14 protein-coding genes are annotated in these 19,395 nt (G+C 70.3%); 8 read left to right on the forward strand and 6 right to left on the reverse strand.

Going from position 1 to position 19,395, the window contains the following annotated elements; all coding sequences use genetic code 11:
* Positions 1-36: 36 nt before the first annotated feature.
* The 3 genes from fxsT to Q8A52_RS41695 form a co-directional block, all read right to left on the reverse strand.
* Entirely contained in the window at positions 37-3,159 is a 3,123-nt protein-coding gene (gene fxsT / locus Q8A52_RS41685; protein ID WP_316762027.1) for an FxSxx-COOH system tetratricopeptide repeat protein, read from the reverse strand.
* A gap of 71 nt (positions 3,160-3,230) precedes the next feature.
* Positions 3,231-3,536, reverse strand: a complete 306-nt coding sequence (locus tag Q8A52_RS41690; protein WP_316762029.1) for a trypco2 family protein — start codon at positions 3,534-3,536, stop codon at positions 3,231-3,233.
* Positions 3,537-3,624: 88 nt separating this feature from the next.
* The gene (locus Q8A52_RS41695) at positions 3,625-4,119 is read right to left on the reverse strand and encodes a molybdenum cofactor biosysynthesis protein (protein ID WP_316762032.1); all 495 of its coding nucleotides are present in this window, start codon (positions 4,117-4,119) and stop codon (positions 3,625-3,627) included.
* A 236-nt stretch (positions 4,120-4,355) separates the two neighbouring features.
* On the opposite strand from Q8A52_RS41695, the gene Q8A52_RS41700 reads away from it, so the two are divergent.
* From Q8A52_RS41700 to Q8A52_RS41710, 3 genes are all read left to right on the forward strand, one after another.
* A complete protein-coding gene (locus Q8A52_RS41700) occupies positions 4,356-5,399 on the forward strand; it encodes an FUSC family protein (RefSeq protein WP_316762035.1) in 1,044 nt (347 codons plus the stop codon).
* Positions 5,392-6,519 (forward strand): PP2C family protein-serine/threonine phosphatase, encoded by a 1,128-nt coding sequence (locus tag Q8A52_RS41705; protein ID WP_316762037.1) that lies wholly within the window; start codon positions 5,392-5,394, stop codon positions 6,517-6,519. Before Q8A52_RS41700 ends, Q8A52_RS41705 begins: the two co-directional genes overlap by 8 nt.
* A 484-nt stretch (positions 6,520-7,003) precedes the next feature.
* Complete coding sequence (locus Q8A52_RS41710; protein WP_316762039.1) at positions 7,004-7,765, forward strand: SDR family oxidoreductase; 762 nt, start codon at positions 7,004-7,006, stop codon at positions 7,763-7,765.
* Between the two features lie 80 nt (positions 7,766-7,845).
* On the opposite strand, the gene Q8A52_RS41715 is transcribed toward Q8A52_RS41710, so the two are convergent.
* Both Q8A52_RS41715 and Q8A52_RS41720 read right to left on the reverse strand, forming a co-directional pair.
* On the reverse strand, positions 7,846-8,595 hold the full coding sequence (locus Q8A52_RS41715; RefSeq protein ID WP_408649347.1) for a class I SAM-dependent DNA methyltransferase: 750 nt from the start codon (positions 8,593-8,595) through the stop codon (positions 7,846-7,848).
* An 80-nt stretch (positions 8,596-8,675) separates the two neighbouring features.
* Entirely contained in the window at positions 8,676-9,230 is a 555-nt protein-coding gene (locus Q8A52_RS41720; protein ID WP_408649348.1) for a DoxX family protein, read from the reverse strand.
* 220 nt (positions 9,231-9,450) lie between these two features.
* Here Q8A52_RS41720 and Q8A52_RS41725 point away from each other — a divergent pair, with 220 nt between their 5' ends.
* Complete coding sequence (locus Q8A52_RS41725) at positions 9,451-12,675, forward strand: tetratricopeptide repeat protein (protein WP_316762042.1); 3,225 nt, start codon at positions 9,451-9,453, stop codon at positions 12,673-12,675.
* A gap of 74 nt (positions 12,676-12,749) precedes the next feature.
* Positions 12,750-14,162: an FAD-binding oxidoreductase gene (locus Q8A52_RS41730; protein WP_316762045.1), complete on the forward strand. Its 1,413-nt coding sequence runs from the start codon at positions 12,750-12,752 to the stop codon at positions 14,160-14,162.
* A 77-nt stretch (positions 14,163-14,239) separates the two neighbouring features.
* Here the strand turns inward: Q8A52_RS41730 and Q8A52_RS41735 are convergent, their stop codons facing one another.
* Positions 14,240-14,578 carry a hypothetical protein gene (locus Q8A52_RS41735; protein WP_316762048.1) on the reverse strand — a complete coding sequence of 113 codons (339 nt, stop codon included), beginning with the start codon at positions 14,576-14,578 and terminating at the stop codon, positions 14,240-14,242.
* A gap of 515 nt (positions 14,579-15,093) precedes the next feature.
* Here Q8A52_RS41735 and Q8A52_RS41740 point away from each other — a divergent pair.
* From Q8A52_RS41740 to Q8A52_RS41750, 3 genes are all read left to right on the forward strand, one after another.
* Positions 15,094-16,314: a hypothetical protein gene (locus tag Q8A52_RS41740; protein ID WP_408649349.1), complete on the forward strand. Its 1,221-nt coding sequence runs from the start codon at positions 15,094-15,096 to the stop codon at positions 16,312-16,314.
* Between the two features lie 294 nt (positions 16,315-16,608).
* Positions 16,609-18,006, forward strand: a complete 1,398-nt coding sequence (gene lpdA, locus Q8A52_RS41745) for a dihydrolipoyl dehydrogenase (protein ID WP_316762050.1) — start codon at positions 16,609-16,611, stop codon at positions 18,004-18,006.
* A 346-nt stretch (positions 18,007-18,352) separates the two neighbouring features.
* Entirely contained in the window at positions 18,353-19,327 is a 975-nt protein-coding gene (locus tag Q8A52_RS41750) for an alpha/beta hydrolase (protein WP_316762052.1), read from the forward strand.
* Positions 19,328-19,395 lie beyond the last annotated feature (68 nt).

A 19,395-nucleotide genomic window follows, 5' to 3' on the forward strand; every position in this document is an offset into this window, starting at 1 on the left:
GCCCGCCGATTCAGGCGGTGGGCCCACGGCTGGTTTTCATTTGACATCCATGCTGGATTCCACGGCCGCAATGAGTGATTCGACGGCACCTTTCGGAACCCCTGAGAAGTGCAGCTCACTGTCTTGGAATACTTCGGGAAGTGACAACGCACTTCCCCTTTTGAGCGCGGAGGCCATGGCTTCGTGGTGCACCGTCGCAGCCAGGATCTGCGCGAGGGTGCGGGTGGCTTCGAGAAGGGGCTCACTCTGCGGTGAGTGCTCGGCGGCCATGCGCCGCCAGGCGGCAATTCCCAGACTCAGTGCGGACGCCGTGTCGTGGTCACGGTGGCGGAGGTAGGCGAGGTTGAGTTGCTCGCCGGCCAGGTCGACGGTCGGATCGCCCGCAGTGCGGTCGAGCAGCGCGATCAGCGCCTCCTGGAGTTCACGCGCCTTCGCCCAGTGGTTGAGTTGGCTGTGAAGGATCACCGCGACGCGCAACACGTCCAGGCTCTCCGGGCTGTCCGGTCCGTACAGCGCCCGGCCGACGTCCCACAGGTCCGTGAAGAGCTCGGCGGCGGTGCCTGCGTTGCCGAGCTGACCGGCCAGGCGTGCGCACCTCTTCAGCAGCTGAAGAGCCAGGTAGTGGCCGGTGGGCAGCACCTGACGCGCCATGTCCAGTGCCGGAGTGGCGATGTCCGCGGCGTCCTGGAAGCGACCCAGGCATTCGTAGGAGTCGGCGAGGTTGTTGGCGGCGAGCAACGTGAGGAAGTGATCGTCCCCGTAGGCGCCGCGCCGACTGGAGAGGACCTCCTCCTGAAGTGTGACCGCGTCCTCGAACCGGTGGGCTCGGCCGAGCATCGCCGCGAGGTCGCTGCGCGTCCTGAGCACGTCGTGATGATCGGCCCCGAGCAGCGCACACTGACCCGACAGGGCGGCTCCGGCCATCTCGACGGCCTCCTCGGTTCGACCGAGATCGCCGTGGACATGGGCGAGTTCGGCGAGCGCCTGCAGCGTGACGCGGTGGGTCGGGCCCAGATGGGACCGGCACGCCTCCAGCGTCCGCTCCCCCAGCGCCGCGGCCTCCTCCAGCCGCTCGGCCGCACGCGTGGCATCCACCAGGACGACGTCCAGCCGGACCACCGCCTCGGGTGTCACTGCGCCCGTACCGGCCAGGTCACGCGCCTGGCGCAGCATTTCCACCGCGGCGGCCGGCAGCCCGCGCAGGATGAGGTACTCCCCCAGCCGCGCGCTCAGCACCAACGCCTCGCTCAGATCGATGCCATGGCGCAGAGCACGGTCGGCCACGGTCGCGGCGTGCGGCAGCAACCCCGCACACGCCTCCCACTGCGAGGGGTCTTCCAGGTCCTCGGCCAGCGCGGCGGCCATGACAGCCAAGGACGCCGACGCGTATCCGGCCCAGGCCTCCGGGCTGAGGGCGGCACGGACGACGCGCTGGGTCACACTGTGCACGGCAAGCGGTCTGGGCGCCCGGCGCCGGGAGGCGTGGCTGAACGCCGGGTCGGGTGCGGGCTGTTCGGCGAGCTGGGCAAGGGACGAGTCGTCGAGCGCCGCGGCGGCGGCGACCCGGTGGACCGGCTTAGACAGCAGATCCGCCAACGGCTTGGGCAACGCGGCGGTGGGCCGCAGCAGATGGAGCGGCACCGGCTCCTCGGCGAAGAAGGCGCACAGCTCCAACAGGTGCACCGCCGACGGCGCGCGTTCCTCGACCCGGCTCTTCACCTCGCGCCAGCCGACGCCGACAGCACTTCCGTAGCCAGGGACCACCAGGCCGTCCCGCTCCTCGCCGCTCATCAGGCCCGAGGCATCGTCGTCGAGCATGGTCAGGTACTCGTCGCCTGCGAAGAGTCCGCGCTCGATCAGACTTGCGGCCTGGGCCAGCACGATCGGCGCGTACCCGGTTGCCTCGGCAATCCGCGCGGCCAGCCCGCCGCCGAGGTGCCCACCGGCCTTCCCCACCAGGTACCGCTCCGCGTCGGCGGGTGGCAGCGCGGGGACGTCCAGTACACCGCACCGCTCCTGCCAGCCCCGAAACCACGACGTGATGATCACATGCCCCTCGGCGCGCCAGGGAATGAAGCCGTCCAGCGCCTGGACGTCCACGGCGCCGTCGAGGATCAGCAGCCAGCGGTCACGGACAGCGAGGTGGTCACGCACCCGCCAGGCGTCTTCGTCGACCCGCTCGCTGCGCGGCAGTCCCAACCGCCCGGCGAGCTCCGCCAGATGCGTCATTGCCGTCACCGGATCACGCGCCGGAATCAGGGCGATGACGTCGTAGTCCTGGCGATACTCCTGCGCATATCGCAACGCGATCTGCGTCTTGCCGAAGCCGCGCGGCCCGACAAGCGCCTGGACGTTGCCCTCCGACGAGCCGGACGCCGCAGACAGACGGGTTCGGAGCTCGTTGAGTATCTCGCCGCGACCCACGAAGTGGGCGTCGACCCGCCGACCGTGCAGTTGCTCGATGGCCACCCACGGCGGACCACCGGCCTGCCCGGCGTTGCCCTCTCCTGCCGACGAGGCCCTCACCGGCGGCAGGTCACCAACGTGCGCCGGCAGGCCGACAAGAGCTTGCAGATGGCGTAACGCCTCGGTGGTGTCGAGCGTCGCGTACCAACTCTCGACCAGGCTGCCGGTCAGGGCGCCCGGCCCCTCCGCCAGGTGGTGCTCACCGACGATCCCGACGAGGGCGCCGCCGCTGAACACGGCCGCTCCGGACATGCCCTCCCAGGGCGAATGCTTCTCGTCCCGGTCGGACGGCGACGAGTGGAGGGTGAACTCAAGCCTGCCCTCGCGTCGGTTGGACAGCATGGAGACCTCGCCGCGGGCGTGATGGGAGTCCCTGAACGAAGACGCTCCGCTGCCCGGGCCCGGCTGCCGATGGGCCCGCATCTTGAATCGAGGAAAGCCCACAGCCTCGCACGGCACGACGTCCTGCTGCCCCATGCGCCCGTAGCGCACCGGTGCCACCGCTGTCGCAGCGCCGGCGAACCTCAGCACGGCGACATCGGCCGCCGTACTCGACCAGACCAGCTCGGCTGCCACATCCTCGGTCACACCGACATGGGGAATCAGCCGAACCATGATGGAGGCGGCGCCACGCAGCACATGCTCCGCGGTCAACACCAGGCCTGTCCTGACCAGATAACCCGAACCGCGCATCCCGCCACCGCCTGTGACCGCGGTGACCACCTGGACCGCACGAGAAGGGTCCAGCCCGTGGGAGGGCCCGATCACTCTTCACCAGGGGCCGCTCGACCCGACACCAGGGGGCTGCGGTCCGTGCCCGCCAGCTGCGGCTGCAAGGTCAACCGCACCAACTGTGTCCCCGCCCGGCGCGCGGAAGCCTCTGCCCCGGCCTCCGCCACCCAGAAGCGCACCTTCGCTCCCGTGGTCGCCGACTTCTCCAACTGGACGGAAACCTCGAGTTCGATGGGTCCCAATTCGAAGCGGAGCGACTCACCGTCACCAGCGCGGATCGCCGACTGCAGCTCTTCGCGCAGATCTCTGATGACGTCGGCCAAATCGATCATGTTCATCCCCCGTGACCAGCACCCCCCGCATTGGGGTCACGACTGTACGGAGCACCGCAGAACCGCTCAACCCACTCGGCGAAATAGCCTGAATTCAGGGCGGACACACCCCGAAAGAGGCGGGCCCCACGGTGAGGATGCCGTCGGAGAGCGGACGGCAGCGGACACCCCCGCCGCCGCGCAACGCCCGCTGTGCGCCCGGCCCCAGCGTGGTGTTCATCCATGCGCAGGGACGGGCCGCGCTCAGCACCGCCAGCACGACGGGTCCGGTGCCGCAGTCCAGGAAGACCGTGGCACCGATGTACGAGTCGATGTCCACCCCGCGCAGCAGGACGTTGCGCCGGGTGCGCCGCAGGTCCGCCTCCCGGGGGCCGTCCTGGGGCAGACGCTCTGCCGCCATGAGGGTGATCGACGCGTTGCGGTGCGCAGGACGGTTGAAGTACCGGTCACCCACGATGCCCAGCCCCTCGCGCACGTGCGCCGAGGTGACGAGTTCGTCCGGTGGGAACTCGGGAACGCCGTCTCCCGGGCGGCCCTCGAAGCGGTGCACCGACGAGACGAGCAGCTGAACGATCTCCACCTCTTGCACGTGGCGAGCCTAAAGGGTGCGACCGGCTCGAAGGGTCCGGCCGGCTCGCCGGTGTCATGGCTGCCGCAGCGCCACGTCCAGGGTGGGCCAGGCAAAGAATCCATCAAACGGGACATATGGGTTTTCTCCGCACAGACACGGCAATAACCACCGGGATGTCTACTGCACCTCTCATACGGAGCGCACTCGATCATGTACAGCTCGCCACACAACCGAGTCGCCGCTGGCAGGCGCCCGTGCGAGCCGCCGCCGCGGCCGGTCTGGCCTGGGTGGTGTGCGGCACGGCACTGGGCAGCCACAGCCCTTATCCGGCCGCGCTGGCCGCACTGCTGATCACGGAATCCTCGGCGTTCCGCTCGCTGGTGGCGGCGGCCCAGTACGCGGCGGGCTGCGCCCTGGGCATTCTCATCGCCGTCCCCGTGGGGATCCTCGTGGGACCCATTCTTCCGGCACTGTGCATCGTCGTGTTCTCGGCCATCGTCGTCGCCGGATACGACCGCCTCGGACACCACGGCGTCCATGTCCCCATCACAGCGCTGTTCGCCTTCGCCATGGCGCGCAGTCACCTGTGGGACGATCTCGCCCCGCATGTGATCGAGACCGCCGTGGGTGTGGTGATCGGTACCGCCGTCACCGTCGTGCTGTTTCCGCCGCTCCACTTCCGGCCCGCCGAACGGGCGCTGGACGATCTCCGCGACCAATTGGCGCGTGTGCTCGAACACCTCGCGCTGGCGCTGCGCGAACACCGCCGCCCACAGGAACTCCTCGGTGCGGACTGGCCCGTGCGGCTGGCCGGTGCGGTGTCCCGAGCGGACACCGAGCTGATCGCCGCACGCGAAAGCCGCCGGTGGAATCTTCGGTCGGCGGCCCGCGGCTCGGTCCGGCATCTGGACCACACCGTCCTGGACACGCTGGCGCACGTCGCCGACCGGGCACGGGACATGGGGCAGCTGCTGGAGGACGAGGCCAAGTCGCCGCGTCACGGCAGCCGGCACCGGGACGAACCCGTCACCCCGCACTTCCGGCCCAACGGGGCACGCCTGCTCGTCGGAACGGCGATGTGCGTCCGTTCCTGTCAGGGCGGCCGTGCGCACCCGATCCTTCCGGCCGCACGATGGGCGGGACGGCATCTGCACGCCGAGGCCGGCTCGAACAAGGACCGCGGACTGGCGGGCCAGTTGGAGGACATGCTCGCGTGTCTGGACCGCGACCCCGCTGACGCGCACCCGCAGCGTCCCAGTGCCCCGACGTGCTCCACGGAGGTGAACCAGCATGTCTGAGGTTCCTTCGCCGCTGCGCTCGGGCTCTGCCTCCCCGGCCGCGCGATGGGGCGCACCGCTCTGTCTGCTGGCCGTCGTCGCCGTGACCGACCTCGTGATCGGAGACCGTCTGCACGTGCTGCCCGTCATGGCCGCCGTTCCGGTACTCGCCGCGGCCCTGAACGGAGTCGGCGTGACGGCCGCGCTGGCCGGTGCCGCCACGGCGACGACCGCACTGGTGCAGCTGGTCCAGGGGCGATGGAGCACGGAAACCGGCGACGTGACGATCCTGACGCTGGTGGTGGTCTCACTGGCCGGGCTGCCGGCGTGCTCGGTACGGTGCCGGCGCGAACGCCGGTCGCGACAGGCACAGTCGGTCGCCGACACCGCACGGCAGGCCGCGCTGCGCCCCCTGCCCCGCCGTATGGGCACCGTGCACATGTGCGCCACCTACGTACCTGCGCGCTCGGAGGGCACCGGGGGCGGTGACTTCTACGAGGCCCTGCACACCCCGTACGGCGTGCGGGTCCTCGTCGGAGACATCCAGGGCAAGGGACTCTCGGCGGTGGCGGCCTCCGCGACCCTGCTCGGCAGCTTTCGCGAGGCTGCTCACGAGGAAGAATGCCTGGCCGATGTGTGCAACCGGCTCGAGACGAGCGCCACCCGGCAGATCCGCGCGCTGCGGGACGAGCCGTTCAGCGAACGCTACGCGACCGCCGTCCTCGTGGAACTCCCCCACGACGAGCCCGTGGCCCGAGTGATCCACTGCGGGCAACCGGAGCCGCTGAGGGTGCGCGGCGACAAAGTCAGCGCGCACACGCCCTCTGCGCCCGGGGCGCCCATCGGGCTCGCCCGTCTCGTCGGCGCCGAACCGGTCACCCAGACCATCGAGTTCCGTCCGGGCGACCGGCTGCTGCTCTACACCAACGGCTTCATCGAGGCCCGTGACCGCGGCGGCCGTCACCACGACCTCGGCGCCCACGCGCACGCCCGCAGTGCCGAGCCCCTGGAGGACATGGTGCGGGGCCTGCGCGGAGACCTGCTGCGGCACAGCGAGGGCGGACCGGCCGACGACGGCGCTCTCGTCGTACTGGAGCAGCACACCGGCCCGCACCGGGCGTCATACCCGTGGTCCAGGTAGTCGGGCCGAGCAGTCGTGCACGCCGGACAGGCACTATTCACTCGGGCTCGAGTTACGGTCCTTCCGCCCCGCCCCGCCCGGCGCGCCGGCTCGCCCGCCGTCAACGTCGCGGTGGCCACGGCTCGCGACCAGCGTGGCCCGCCTCGCGCAGCCCACACCACGCAGACACACCCTCCAACGGCCAGCACCAGGACGCCACCAGGACGAGCAGAATCATGCCGTTCCCCCTCACTGCGCTTTGGTCCCCGGAATCCTCTCGGCCCACCCGACGGACCGTCGAACCCCCTCCCGGCACGGCTGTTGCGGGTCGGCGTGAGCAGAGCGGACAGCTGGGCCGGCAAAGAGCGATCAGCGGTCCGGCGGGCGACAATGGGGGCGAAGGCTGTCCCGGCGAAGGCACGAGCGACGGGCAGCACTCAAGCACGACGACGCGGAGTGCACGAAGCACGATCATGAGGTGCCGGCCCTCCGCGGAGGTGATGCCATGCCTGCCGAACCGCCCGTTCCCGGTACCCGGGGCCGACCTGATCTCACCGACCAGACGGTGGTGGTGATCGGAGCCGGCGCGGGCATCGGGCTCGAAACCGCACGCCAGGTCCGCGCAGGCGGCGGCCAGGTGATCCTGGTCGGACGCAGTCCCGAGCGACTGCAGCGGGCCGCCGACGAGTTGAACCCTCTCGGCACCGCGACGTTCGACGCCACCGACACCGACCGCCTGCAGAGCTTCTTCCAGGAGCTGTCCGGTCCCGTCGACCATGTGATGGTCACCGCCGGCGGCCCCTTCTACATGCCCCTGGCGGAAATGGACCTCGCAGCCGCCCGACGCGCCTTCGACGAGCGCCTGGCCATCACGCTGGGGACCGCCCTCTACAGCCGTGGCAAGGTCCGGGCCGGCGGCACGCTGCTGTTCATCGGCGGCACCGGAGGCCGGCGCCCCGGTGTCGGCAAGGCTGTCGTGTCCGCCGCCACCGCCGCTCTGCCCGCCCTCATCGCCAACCTGGCGCTGGAGCTGGCACCGACCCGGGTCAACCTCATCGCCGCCGGCTTCGTCGACACGCCCCTGTCAGCCTCACTCCTGGGCGAACAACTCGAGGCCCGGCGCGAGCAGTTGCGTGCCACCCTGCCCATCCGACGGGTCGTCGGGCCGGCGGACGTCGCCGCCCTCGGCGTGCACATCATGTGCAACGGCGCGCTCACCGGCGCCACGTACGACATCGACGGCGGACAGCAGCTGCTCCCTCAGTGAGTCCCCTCGGTGCACATGGCGACGGACGAGATCCAGCTTGCCGAGCGGCTCACCGGCGGCGATCGATGCCGCCAGTCCGGTCACCCGGCCGCGGATCCGTCGTACGGCCTCTGCCACACCGAGACATGCGCTCTGCTGTCCGCCGTGAACGGCGTGGCGCTCCAGTCGGCCCACCGCTCGGTCGGCTCGAGTCCCGCGAGCCGTGCCATCAGGTCCAGCTCGGAGGGCCAGACGAACCGGTGATGGGAGTGGAAGACCTCGGCCCGGCCATCGGTGAGGCGATAGTGGTGGGAGACCAGGCGCTGGTTCACCAAGTCATAGGTGTCGAAGCCGACATGGTGCTCGCCGACGTGGAACGGCCGGGCGGTCTCCCCCGGCGGCAACCGCTGCAGATCCGGCACGCCCGACTCGATCACGAAGCGGCCACCGGGGCGCAGATGGCGCGCGGCGTTGCGGAAGCAGGCGACCTGTTCGTCCTGCGTGAGCAGATTCCCGATGGTGTTGTAGACCAGGTAGACGAGGCCGAACTCGCCCTGCACCCGCACGTCGGACATGTCCCCCAGCGTCACCGGGATGCCGTCCCCGCCGGGCTTGCGGCGCAACTCCCGCACCATGGGCTCGGACAGCTCGATCCCGGTGACGGACACGCCCCGCTCCCGCAGCGGCAGTGCGACCCGGCCCGTCCCGATCGCGAACTCCAGCGCCGGACCGCCCTCGGCACGCCGGGCGAGGAATTCGACCGTCGGCTCCAGTACCTCCGGCGCGAACATGTACGCGGACGAATTGTCGTACGTCCGGGCCACTTGCTCCGTCCATACGTCCTGTTCCATGAGGCAACACGCTGACACGCAGGCGGGTGCGCCGCCAACGAATTACGTCTTCAGCGCCCAAGTCGCCGGGCGCACCGGCCTCACAGGCTCAACGTGATGGCAGCGGCTGCGCCTCCCAAGCCGAGGGCGAACGCGGCCGCACCCCAGCCGCCCGCGCCCCACGGCAGGAACCGGTCGACGGCGAGCCGACCCGGTCCGATGGCCGCGACGGCCAGGGCGACCACGGTGATACAGACGTTGTACTCCACACCGCCGTCCGTCTCCCACAGACCGTGGGCACCGGTGACGGTCGCCATGGCGTTGATCATCACGCCGATCAGGGCGGCGGACGCCAGTGGAGTGAGCAGTCCGAGGGCCAGGCCGAGGCCACCGAGGAATTCGGACAGGCCGGCGATCGCGGCGAAGAGCTTTCCCGGGCGGAAGCCGAGGCCGGCGAACGAATGGCCGACCGCCGTAAGACCATGTCCTCCGAGGATCCCGAACAGCTTTTGCGCGCCGTGCGCGGCCATCAGCAGTCCGAAGGTCAGTCTGATGAGCAAAAGGCCCCAGTCGGCAGCGGACGACGTCCGTGCGGTGGTGACGCCTTCGTCCTCCGTGGGGCCCGACCGACGGCGCAAGATGTGCTTCACATACATGTCAATGCTCCGGTAACAACACCGGAAAGGGCGTTACCCCCAGCTCGGACGGAGGCCGAGGCACCGGTCGGCGGTGAGCCCAGCGCAGCACCGCAGGGCGCGGACCGCCCCTGCCGATCCTTCCGCAGCGGCCATGATCATGCATCTGGGCGCGTGCGGGGCCGTACCGTTTCACGGGTCCCGGATCCGGTCTGGCGGTAGCCTGCTCATGAGGGCAGCCATGGCCGATGAGGTGTACATCCGGCTCCTCGGCGGCTTCGCCGTGGCGGTCGAGGGCCGTCCGGTCGCCGCCGGGGCGTGGCGGCTGCGCAAGGCCCGGAGCCTGCTGAAGCTGCTGTGCCTGTCACCGGGCCACCAGATCCACCGGGAGCGGCTCTACGACCTGCTGTGGCCGGACCTCGACGGGACGGCCGCGTCGAACAATCTGCACCAAGTGCTGTACGCCGTGCGGCGCGCACTGGCCGGCACGGGGGCGCCGGGAGACGTCGTCGTGCTCCGCGACGACATGGTGCTGCTGGGCCCCGACGGCGGTGTGCGGATCGACCTCGACGAATTCGACGAAGCGGCCCGGCAGGCCTCGTCCGGCGACGGCGCCGTGGACTACCGTGCCGCGCTCGCCCTGGCCGAACCCGGGTTGCTGCCCGAGGACCGTTACGAGCCCTGGGCGGCCGAGGCGGCCGAGGCGCTGGAGGCACGGCGTACGGCTCTCAGGCTGGGACTGGGCGAAGCGCTCGAGCGCGATCACCGCACAGACGAAGCGATCGACGTGCTGCGGGCCCTGGTCGCCGAGGAGCCTCTGCACGAGCCCGGCCACCGGGCGCTGATGCGGGTCCTGGCCGACGCCGGGCGACGCAGGGAGGCGCTGGCCGACTACGAGTGTCTGCGGGACGCGCTCCGCCGCGACACGGGCGCCGACCCCGACCCGCAGACGCGCAGCCTCTTCCGTGGGCTGCTCGCCGACTCCGTCGAGGCCCGGGAACAGCCGCCGAAGCCCCCACGGCACCATCTGCCGGCACCGGCGACCGCCCTCATCGGCCGGGAGCGCGAGATGGCCGAGGTGGAGCGGTTGCTCGGACGGAGCCGGCTGCTGACCCTCACCGGGGCCGGGGGCTGCGGCAAGACCCGGCTCGCGCTCGCCGTGGCGGCCCGTCGGGGCGACGACTTCCGGGACGGGGCCTGGTTCGTGGACCTCGCCGGACTGACGGAGACGCACCTCGTGCCCGAGGCGGTTGCCGCAGCTCTGGGAATACAGCTCCCACCGTCCGGCGTGGGCCGCGACGCCCTGATCGCACAGCTGGGTGGCCGGGCGATGCTGCTGGTGCTGGACAACTGCGAACACCTGATCGACGCGTGCGCGGCCCTGGCTTCGGAGATCATGGCCCACTGCCCGGGCGTCTTCGTACTCGCGACCAGTCGCGAGCCGCTGCGCAGCTACGGGGAGCGCACCTTCAGGGTGCCCTCGCTGGGTCTGCCGGATCCGCACCGGCTGCCGCCCGTGGAGGAACTGGGCCGTTTCGCCTCTGTACGGCTGTTCGTGGAGCGGGCCGCCGACGTGGTCCCCGGATTCCGGCTGGCCCCGGAGAACGCGGAGGCCGTCGCGCAGATCTGTTTCCGGCTGGACGGGATGCCCCTGGCCCTGGAGCTCGCGGCGGCTCGGGTGCACGTGCTGGCCCCGCGCCAGATCGCGGAACGGCTCGACGACGCCCTGGCCCTGCTCGGGCGGGGCAGCCGACGCGGTGCGACCCGGCAGGAGACCCTGCTGGCCACCCTGGACTGGAGCCACCGGCTGCTCGACGACGAGGAACGGTGCCTGTTCCGCCGGCTGGCGGTCTTCGCGGGCGGGTTCTCCCTTGCCGCGGCGGAAGAGGTGTGCGCCGACGGTACCCACGACATGCCTGTGCTGGACCTCCTCGGCAGGCTGGCCGACAAATCCCTGGTGTGGGTGGAGCCCCGGCAGGACGAGGTCCGCTACCGGCTGCTCGAGACGATCCGGCAGTACGCCACGGAGCGCCTGCGGGCCGCCGGAGAACTGGTGGCGACCGAGGCCAGGCACCGGCGTTTCTACCTGGCCCTCGCCGAGGCGCGGGACCGCGAGCCGCCCACCGGAGTCACGGGAGCGACATCGCTGGAGCTGGAGGCCGACTACGGCAATCTCCGGGCCGCCCTGCGCTCCTTCCTGCGCCACGAACCGGACACTGCGCTGCGTCTGGCCGTCGCCCTGCGACTGTTCTGGCCCGAACGCGGGCGTCTCGCCGAGGGCCGCCGCTGGCTGGAAGACACCCTGGCCGCCGCACCGGAACCCACCCCGCAGCGGGCGAGAGCGCTGATGGGACGGGCCGTGCTGGCGATCCGCCTCGGGGACGGCTCCCCCTTGGAGGACATCGCCGAGCAGATCGTCGAAATCCATCAGCGGTGGCCGGACGCGGCGGCGCTCGCACGCGCCCACTACCAGCAGGCGATCCTGCTCTGGATGCACGGCACGTGGGACCGCGCCCGCACCGCCCTCGACCGGGCCCGCGAGCTCGCCCGCGAGGCGAGCGCCCCCTCCGTCCTCGCCGTCGCCGCGCACCTCGAGGGCGTCTGGGCCGTCTGCCGGGGTGAGGGCACGGTGGCCCGCGAAGCCTGCATGGAAGGCCTCCGGCTGCTGGACGACGTCGAGGCGGATACCGGCCGGTTCTTCCCGGTCATGACACCCGGATACGCGGTCGCGGACGACGCGGTGGGACAGGTCTCGGTGCTCTTCGAGGAAACGGTCCTCGCCGGCCGCGCGGTCGGTCCGTCCCGGGCGCGTGGCTACCTCCTGGCGAATCTCGCCTGGGCGAACCGGCTGAAGGGCGACACCTGCGGGTCCGTCGCTGCCGCCGAACGCAGTGTCGACTGCTTCCGCGCGCTCGCCGACCCGCACGGGGAATCCCTGGCCCTCAACACTCTCGGGAACATCCACCGAAGCCGGGGCGACCACGACGCGGCAAGGAAGTACCTCGACGCGGCACTGGCGATCAGGCGCCGACTCGGCGACCGGCGGGAGGAAGGCATCACCCTCGGCTGCCTCGGCCTGCTCCAGCTCGCCGACGGGGACACCGAAGGGGCGCACGCCACCATCGCCCGTGCCCTCGCGGGTTTCGAGGAGACCGACGACATCCCCGGCACCACCAACAGCCTGCTCCACCTCGCGCACGTGGCCCGGGCCGCCGGTGACACGGCACGAGCCCGCACCCTGCTGACCCGCGCCCAGGACCTGGAACACGTCGCCGGTTCGACCTCCGCCGCCGCCTGGGTCTCCCTCATGCTGGCGCAACTCCTGCGGCAGACGGGCGACCCCGACGCCGCCGAGACCGCGGCCGCCCGGGCCGCCGGCCTCTTCACCCGCCTCGGCGGCACCCGTGGCCCGGCATTCCTGCGGCGCACGCTGCCTACGGCGCCCACCGGGCAAAGCGGCTGCTGAGTGGATGCTAAGAGCCGCTGCCTACGGTCCTGAGTATCAGTTCAAACACCCGTACTCATACCGAGGAGCCGACCATGTCGATCGACACGGCAAAGGGCATCCTGGGGGACGCCACCATCGCCGAGCTGGAAGCAAGCCTGCGCGGCACCGTCGTCCGCCCCGGCGACGACGACTACGACCAGGCCCGCGCCGTCTGGAACGCGGCCCACGACAAGCACCCGGCACTGATCGTGCGCTGCGCGGGGACCGCGGACGTGATGCGCGCCGTCGAATTCGCCCGCAGCCAGGACCTGCTCGTCGCCGTGCGCGGCGGCGCCCACAGCATCGCCGGGTTCTCGACGTGCGAGGACGGCATCGTCATCGACCTGTCGCCCATGAAGGGCGCCATCGTCGACCCCGTACGCCGCCGGGTGATCGCCCAGGCAGGCATGACCTGGGGCGACCTCGACCATGAAACCCAGGCCTTCGGCCTGGCCGTCACCGGTGGTCTGATCTCCACGACCGGTATCTCCGGCTTCACGCTCGGCGGCGGCGTGGGCTGGCTCCTGCGCCGCCACGGTCTGACCTCGGACAACCTGACGGCGGCCGAGGTCGTGACCGCGGACGGCCGCGTGGTGCGCGCGGACGAGCAGGAGCACCCCGAACTCTTCTGGGCCCTGCGGGGCGGCGGCGGCAACTTCGGCGTCGTGACCTCGCTCGAGTACCAGCTGTACCCGGTCGGGCCACAGGTCCTGGGCGGCCTGATCATCTATCCCGTCGAGCAGGCCCGGCAGGTCGTCACGGGCTGGCGCGAGCTGACCGCGAGCATGCCCGACGACCTGACGACGCTGATCAACCTGACCACCGCACCTCCTCTGCCCTTCCTGCCCCCGGAGGTCCACGGCACCCGCATCGTGGTCCTGGCCGGCATGTACGCGGGCGACCCCGCGGCCGGTGAGGCGGCCGTCGCTCCCCTGCGGACGCTGGGGACCCCCATCGCCGACGTCATGGGACCCATGCCGTACACGGCCATGCAGACAATGCTCGACCCGCTGTGGACGGCCGGCGCCCACAACTACTTCACCTCGGCGTTCATCGAGCCGTCCGACGCCGCGCTCGACGCCGTACTGCGACTCCATCTGACGACGCCGACGCCCTCCAGCGAGGTGCATCTGCACCAACTGGGCGGTGCCTTCGCCCGAGTGCCCGCCGAGTCCACGGCGTTCAGCCAGCGGGACCCGAGTGTGCTGTGCAACGTGATCGCGCGTTCCCCCGACGCGACGGACTTCGACTCGCATGTCACCTGGGCCCGCAACACCCGCGAGGAGATCGCACACCACGGCCACGGCGCCATGTACGTCAACTTCACCGGCGACGGTGCCGAGGACAAGGTGCGCGCCTCGTACCCGGACGCGGTCTACGAACGGCTCGTGCGGGTCAAGGACACCTACGACCCCACGAACCTGTTCCGCCTGAACCAGAACATCCGCCCCTCGGCAGCGGTGTGACCCGACCGGGCAGCTTTGGCACTCCGTGCGACGTCGGCGCCGACACGCGGTCGTCGCACGGGGGGGGTCACGCCCCGTCAGCCGTGCATCATCATGGTGCAGGTGACCGTGGTCGTCCCATGGGGAGTCTTGACGACCCACTTGCTCCCGCTGAGGCCGCCGAGGTCGAACCGCCCCGACTTGCTCGTGGAGACGGTGCCCGAGGAGGATCCCGAGTAGGTCACCTTGGTGCCACCGGGGAATCCCACGCCCCAGACGTGATACTTGCCGTTCGACTCCTTTTCCATATGACATGCCGCGCGCGACGTGGCGCCGGGCGCGACGCCGGTGGAGGCGTGTGCGGCAGCCGCGGGGCCCATCGCGAGCGCGGGGGCGACGAGGAACGTGAGTGCTGCGAGACGAGTCCGGTTCATCATTCAACCTGATTTTGGTGCTGTCGATGCGACCGGTGGGACGTGACGGCTCCGTCACCCGCGGCAGCGGTCGCACAGAACACCGAGGCCGGAATCCTCGCTCATCACGCCGTGCGCGTATCACCCCACATGAACCATGGATGCCGTTCGCTTTCCGAGGCATTGGCGGGGTCCGATACGGCTCCCATCGTATCGTCCAGCTTGTCGCGCAGCATCTCGCGGATCGGAAGAACACGACGTCAGAAGAGCCAAGACGGCTGTCGGGCAACGTCATTCGTCGCTTCCCCGGTCCGGCCGCTCGTAGGTCGTGAACCAGTGGCCGTCGAAGCAGCGAGCGGTCGAGTAGACAGCCGTCGCGCACACCGCCGGCCGAGCCCTCAACTACCCACAAGCGTCTAAAGAAACACCGTCTTCAGGAACCCGGAGCATGCGGAGTCCCTCTGCAGAGATGACGCTGTGCAGCGCCCGCGTCCTCGGCCGTCCCGACGCCGAGCGCGGGCGGACAGGAAGGACGGATTGTGCGGAACCGGGAGACGGCGGAAGCCGTGCCCAGGGACGGGGCGCGGATCGGCCGGATCGGACGCTATCCGGTGCGGTGGCACAACGTGCTGCTGACGTTGTGGACGGCCGTGTGGTTCGTCGTGGCCGAACGCCATGGAGGCGTGTCCTGGCACTACCTGAGAACCGGCCAGCAACTGCTCTTCAACCAGGTGCCCGGCGGCGGTCTCGCGCTCTACGCCAATCACCCCGAACTGCAGATAGGGCCGGTCAGCTTCCTGGTCGCCGGGCTGTTCGCACCGTTCCCCGCCGACGTGGGCGAGAAACTCGCCGACGCGTTCATGTCGGGCCTGGGCCTGTACTTGCTGGTCATGGTCGGGCGAGCCGCCGCCGACCACTACCGCGGCACCGGGCTCAACCACAAGCGCCTCCAGCAGCGCGTGCTGATCGCCGGTGCGGCCTTCATCCCCATGTGGGTCGAGGTCTCGGTGCGATTCGCGCACCTCGACGACGTGCTGGCACTGTTCTTCACCGCACTCGCCGTACGCGCGCTGGTCCGCGGCAAGGCCACCGCCGTGGGCGTGTTCCTGGCCCTGGCGGTCGCCTCCAAGCCGTGGGCGGTCGGCTTCCTGCCCCTCCTCCTGGCACTGCCGCGCCCCACGCGCCCGCGCGCCGCCGCATGGGCCTTCGGCCTGGTCGCCGTGGCCTGGCTGCCCTTCTACCTCAGCCATATGGAGACCCTGGCCGCGGCCCGCTTCACGATCCCCAACCAGCCCGCATCGTCCCTCCGCTGGTTCGGTGTGTACGACACCGCCACCCCTTGGTGGGACCGTCCCGCCCAGATGGCCCTCGGCATCACCCTGGGGGCGCTGGCCGTGCGCCGGGACCGCTGGCCGGCGGTCGTCCTGCTCGCCGCCGACGCCCGCATCGTCCTGGACCCGAGCGTGTACACGTACTACAACGCCTCGGTCCTCCTGGGCACCCTGATCTGGGACTCGATCGGCCAACGCCGGCTGGTCCCCTGGGTCAGCTGGATCGCCCTCATCTCCCTGTACGGCAGCGCCCTGCTGATCCCCTCCGCCTCCGCCCGCGGCCTCATCCGCCTCACCTTCGCGGTGGGCTCCGCCGCGTACGTCCTGTGGTGGCCCCAGCGCGCGCCTCGGGGCAAGCGGGGCGGAAGACGGTCACAGGATCCGGCGACCATCCCGGGGCCGGCCGCCGGCAGGACGATGACGGCGTAGGCGGAAGCCAGTAGACAGCCGTGGCCACAGCTACCAGGACGGCGCCGTGCCGTTGCCCCTCGATCTCCTTGAACTCCCGCTCAGAAACAGCCGTTGCACCATCGCCGTTGTACGGGCGCGCTCGGCCGCCCGCACGCCTCTCGACAGCCTCGGCACATCACCGTCCCCGGGCCCCGGATCGGCTGTTCCGCCGAGATCGACAACGAGCCGCGCGGCGCGAGCCGGAGGTAAACTACCTGGGTGTCTGGGCTGTCACGTGGCCGCGAACACCACCGGCCTCGGTGAGGTGGAGCGATGAGCACGGACTTCGACGTCGTAGTCCTGGGCGCCGGCCCGGGCGGATATGTGGCGGCCATCCGCTGCGCCCAGTTGGGACTTCGCACGGCCATCGTGGAGGGCCGGTTCTGGGGCGGTGTCTGTCTCAACATCGGATGCATCCCGGCCAAGGCCCTGCTGCGCAATGCCGAGGTCGCGCAACTGTTCCTGCACGACGCCGAGAAGTTCGGGGTGAAGACAAGCGGAGATGTCACCCTGGACTACCGGGCGGCGTACGAGCGAAGCCGTGTGGTTGCCGAGGGGCGCTCGAAGGGCGTCACCTATCTGATGCGCAAGAACAAGATCGCGCAGTTCGAGGGCCAGGGCACCTTCCTCGACCCGCACACCCTGCAGGTGCGGATGAGTGACCGCGAGGAAACGCTGTCCTTCCGCTCCTGCGTCATCGCCACTGGTGCGACCGTGAAGCTGCTTCCCGGCACGAGGCTCGGCAAGCGGGTCGTCACCTACGAGGAACAGATCCTCGCCGACCGCCTCCCCACAAGCCTGATCATCGCGGGTGCAGGAGCCATCGGAGTCGAGTTCGCCTATCTGCTGCGGTGCTACGGCGCCGAGGTGACGTTGGTCGAGTTCCTTGACCGCATCGCGCCCTTGGAGGACGAGGAGGTATCGGCGGAGCTCACCAAGCGCTTCAAACGACTCGGGATCAAGGTGCTGACGTCCGCACGTGTCCAGTCCATCGAGGAGGCCGAGGACCGCGTCCGCGTGGTGGTCGAGCGGGGCGGCCGTCCCCAGGTCCTGGAGGCGGAGAAAGTACTGCAGGCCACCGGCTTCCAACCGCGTACCGCCGGCTACGGCCTGTCCAGTACGGGGGTACGGCTCACCGAGCGGGGGGCCATCGACGTCGACGGACACTGCCGTACCAGCCGGCCGCACATCTACGCGATCGGCGATGTCACGGCGAAGCTGATGCTGGCCCACACCGCCGAGGCGATGGGCATCGTCGCCGCCGAGAGCATCGCCGGCGCCGAGACCATGGAGCTGGACTACCGCATGATCCCGCGCGCCACGTTCTGCCAACCCCAGATCGCCGGCTTCGGCTGGACCGAGAGCGAGGCGCGCGCCGAAGGCTTCGATGTGCGCGTGGCGAAGTTCCCGTTCACCGCCAACGCCAAGGCACACGGATTCGGCGACACCGTCGGATTCGTGAAGCTGATCGGTGACGCCCGCCACGGCGAACTCCTCGGTGCCCACCTGATCGGCCCCGACGTGACGGAACTCCTGCCGGAACTGACTCTGGCTCAGAAGTGGGATCTGACGGTGACCGAGCTGATCAGGAACGTCCATGCGCATCCGACGCTGAGCGAAGCCGTCCAGGACGCCCTGCACGGTCTTGCGGGACACATGATCAACCTCTGACTCACCAGCGGTGAGGGGGCGGCTTCGCAGTGTCGTTCCCTGGTTGCCGACCTGGTTCGTACTGCCCGTAGTCCCCCGGTTACCGGACCACGCACGACGCGTGGTTCCTCGTGCGGGGTGTCAGACTGAGGCTGAAAGCCGATATCGAGTGCTCGGTCCGACCGTCATCACCCAGCACGTATATGGCACCGCTCAATGCCGTGTCGCTTCCCCTCTTGAGCGCTTCGTCAAGCGCCGGTCGCCGACTCACCGGCACGTCCGGATCGGCCCTCCAAGGACCAGGGGAACGGGATCACGGATCAATCGGGCCCGCCTCAGCCGACTTGCAATCCTGGGAGGTTTCGTCATGCAGCACCTGCCCCCGCCGCCCACTCCCCAGCTTGAGCCCGCGGCAAAGGAACTCGTCGACGCCACCGCACCCCACCCCCGCATTTACGAGGTCCCACCCGACCAGGGGCGCGACATCCTCGCCGGCCTGCAGACCGGGGAGGGCGTGGAGAAGCCCCCCATCGACGAGGACTGGGTCAGCGTCGATGCCGGGCAATGGGGCACCGTCCGGGCCCGCATCGTCAAGCCCAAGGGTGCCGACGGCCCCCTGCCCGTGATCCTCTACATCCACGGCGCCGGCTGGGTCTTCGGCGACGAGAACACCCACGACCGCTTCGTACGGGAACTTGCCGTGGGCGCCGACGCGGCAGCGGTCTTCCCCGTCTACGACCGCGCACCTGAAGCCAAGTACCCGACCCAGAACGAACAGAACTACGCCGTCGCCCAATGGGTCGTGGCCCACGGAGCCGACCACGGCCTCGACTCCTCGCGCCTGGCCGTCTGCGGCGACTCCGTCGGCGGCAACATGTCAGCCGTTCTCGCCCAGATGGCCAAGGACCGCGGCGACGTCCGACTCGCCGCGCAGGTGCTGCTCTACCCGGTGACCGACGCGAACTTCGACACGCCGTCGTACCTGCAGTTCGCCGAGGGCTACTACCTCACCCGGGACGGGATGATGTGGTTCTGGGACCAGTACACGACCGACGACTCCCAGCGCAGGGAGCGCTATGCGGCACCGCTGCTCGCCTCCCTGGACGACCTCAAGGACCTTCCGCCCGCAGTGGTCGTCACCGACGAGGCCGATGTACTGCGCGACGAGGGCGAGGCCTACGCTGCCCGGCTGCGGGAGGCCGGCGTGCCGGTCACCGCCGTCCGTGTCCTCGGCATGGTCCACGACTTCCTGATGCTCGACAGCCTCCGCGACTGCTACGCCACGAACGTGGCCCGCCGGATCGCCGTCGGCGCGCTGAGAAACGCTCTCCACGGCAAGTGAAACCCTGAAGACCCGCTGAGGCGGCCGGAGTCACCAGCACGGCCCTCCGACCGCCACGGCGGCGCCCT

This window comes from Streptomyces herbicida, assembly GCF_032656585.1.
Classification (GTDB): domain Bacteria; phylum Actinomycetota; class Actinomycetes; order Streptomycetales; family Streptomycetaceae; genus Streptomyces; species Streptomyces herbicida.

What these genes read in the sequence shown, in the direction of transcription:
- lpdA (WP_316762050.1), top strand. Translation starts at nt 16,609, where the DNA reads ATGAGCACGGACTTCGACGTCGTAGTCCTGGGCGCCGGCCCGGGCGGA.
- Q8A52_RS41720 (WP_408649348.1), bottom strand. Translation starts at nt 9,230, where the DNA reads ATGTATGTGAAGCACATCTTGCGCCGTCGGTCGGGCCCCACGGAGGAC.
- Q8A52_RS41710 (WP_316762039.1), top strand. Translation starts at nt 7,004, where the DNA reads ATGCCTGCCGAACCGCCCGTTCCCGGTACCCGGGGCCGACCTGATCTC.
- Q8A52_RS41705 (WP_316762037.1), top strand. Translation starts at nt 5,392, where the DNA reads ATGTCTGAGGTTCCTTCGCCGCTGCGCTCGGGCTCTGCCTCCCCGGCC.
- Q8A52_RS41725 (WP_316762042.1), top strand. Translation starts at nt 9,451, where the DNA reads ATGGCCGATGAGGTGTACATCCGGCTCCTCGGCGGCTTCGCCGTGGCG.
- Q8A52_RS41715 (WP_408649347.1), bottom strand. Translation starts at nt 8,595, where the DNA reads ATGGAACAGGACGTATGGACGGAGCAAGTGGCCCGGACGTACGACAAT.
- Q8A52_RS41735 (WP_316762048.1), bottom strand. Translation starts at nt 14,578, where the DNA reads ATGATGAACCGGACTCGTCTCGCAGCACTCACGTTCCTCGTCGCCCCC.
- Q8A52_RS41690 (WP_316762029.1), bottom strand. Translation starts at nt 3,536, where the DNA reads ATGAACATGATCGATTTGGCCGACGTCATCAGAGATCTGCGCGAAGAG.
- fxsT (WP_316762027.1), bottom strand. Translation starts at nt 3,159, where the DNA reads ATGCGCGGTTCGGGTTATCTGGTCAGGACAGGCCTGGTGTTGACCGCG.
- Q8A52_RS41750 (WP_316762052.1), top strand. Translation starts at nt 18,353, where the DNA reads ATGCAGCACCTGCCCCCGCCGCCCACTCCCCAGCTTGAGCCCGCGGCA.
- Q8A52_RS41730 (WP_316762045.1), top strand. Translation starts at nt 12,750, where the DNA reads ATGTCGATCGACACGGCAAAGGGCATCCTGGGGGACGCCACCATCGCC.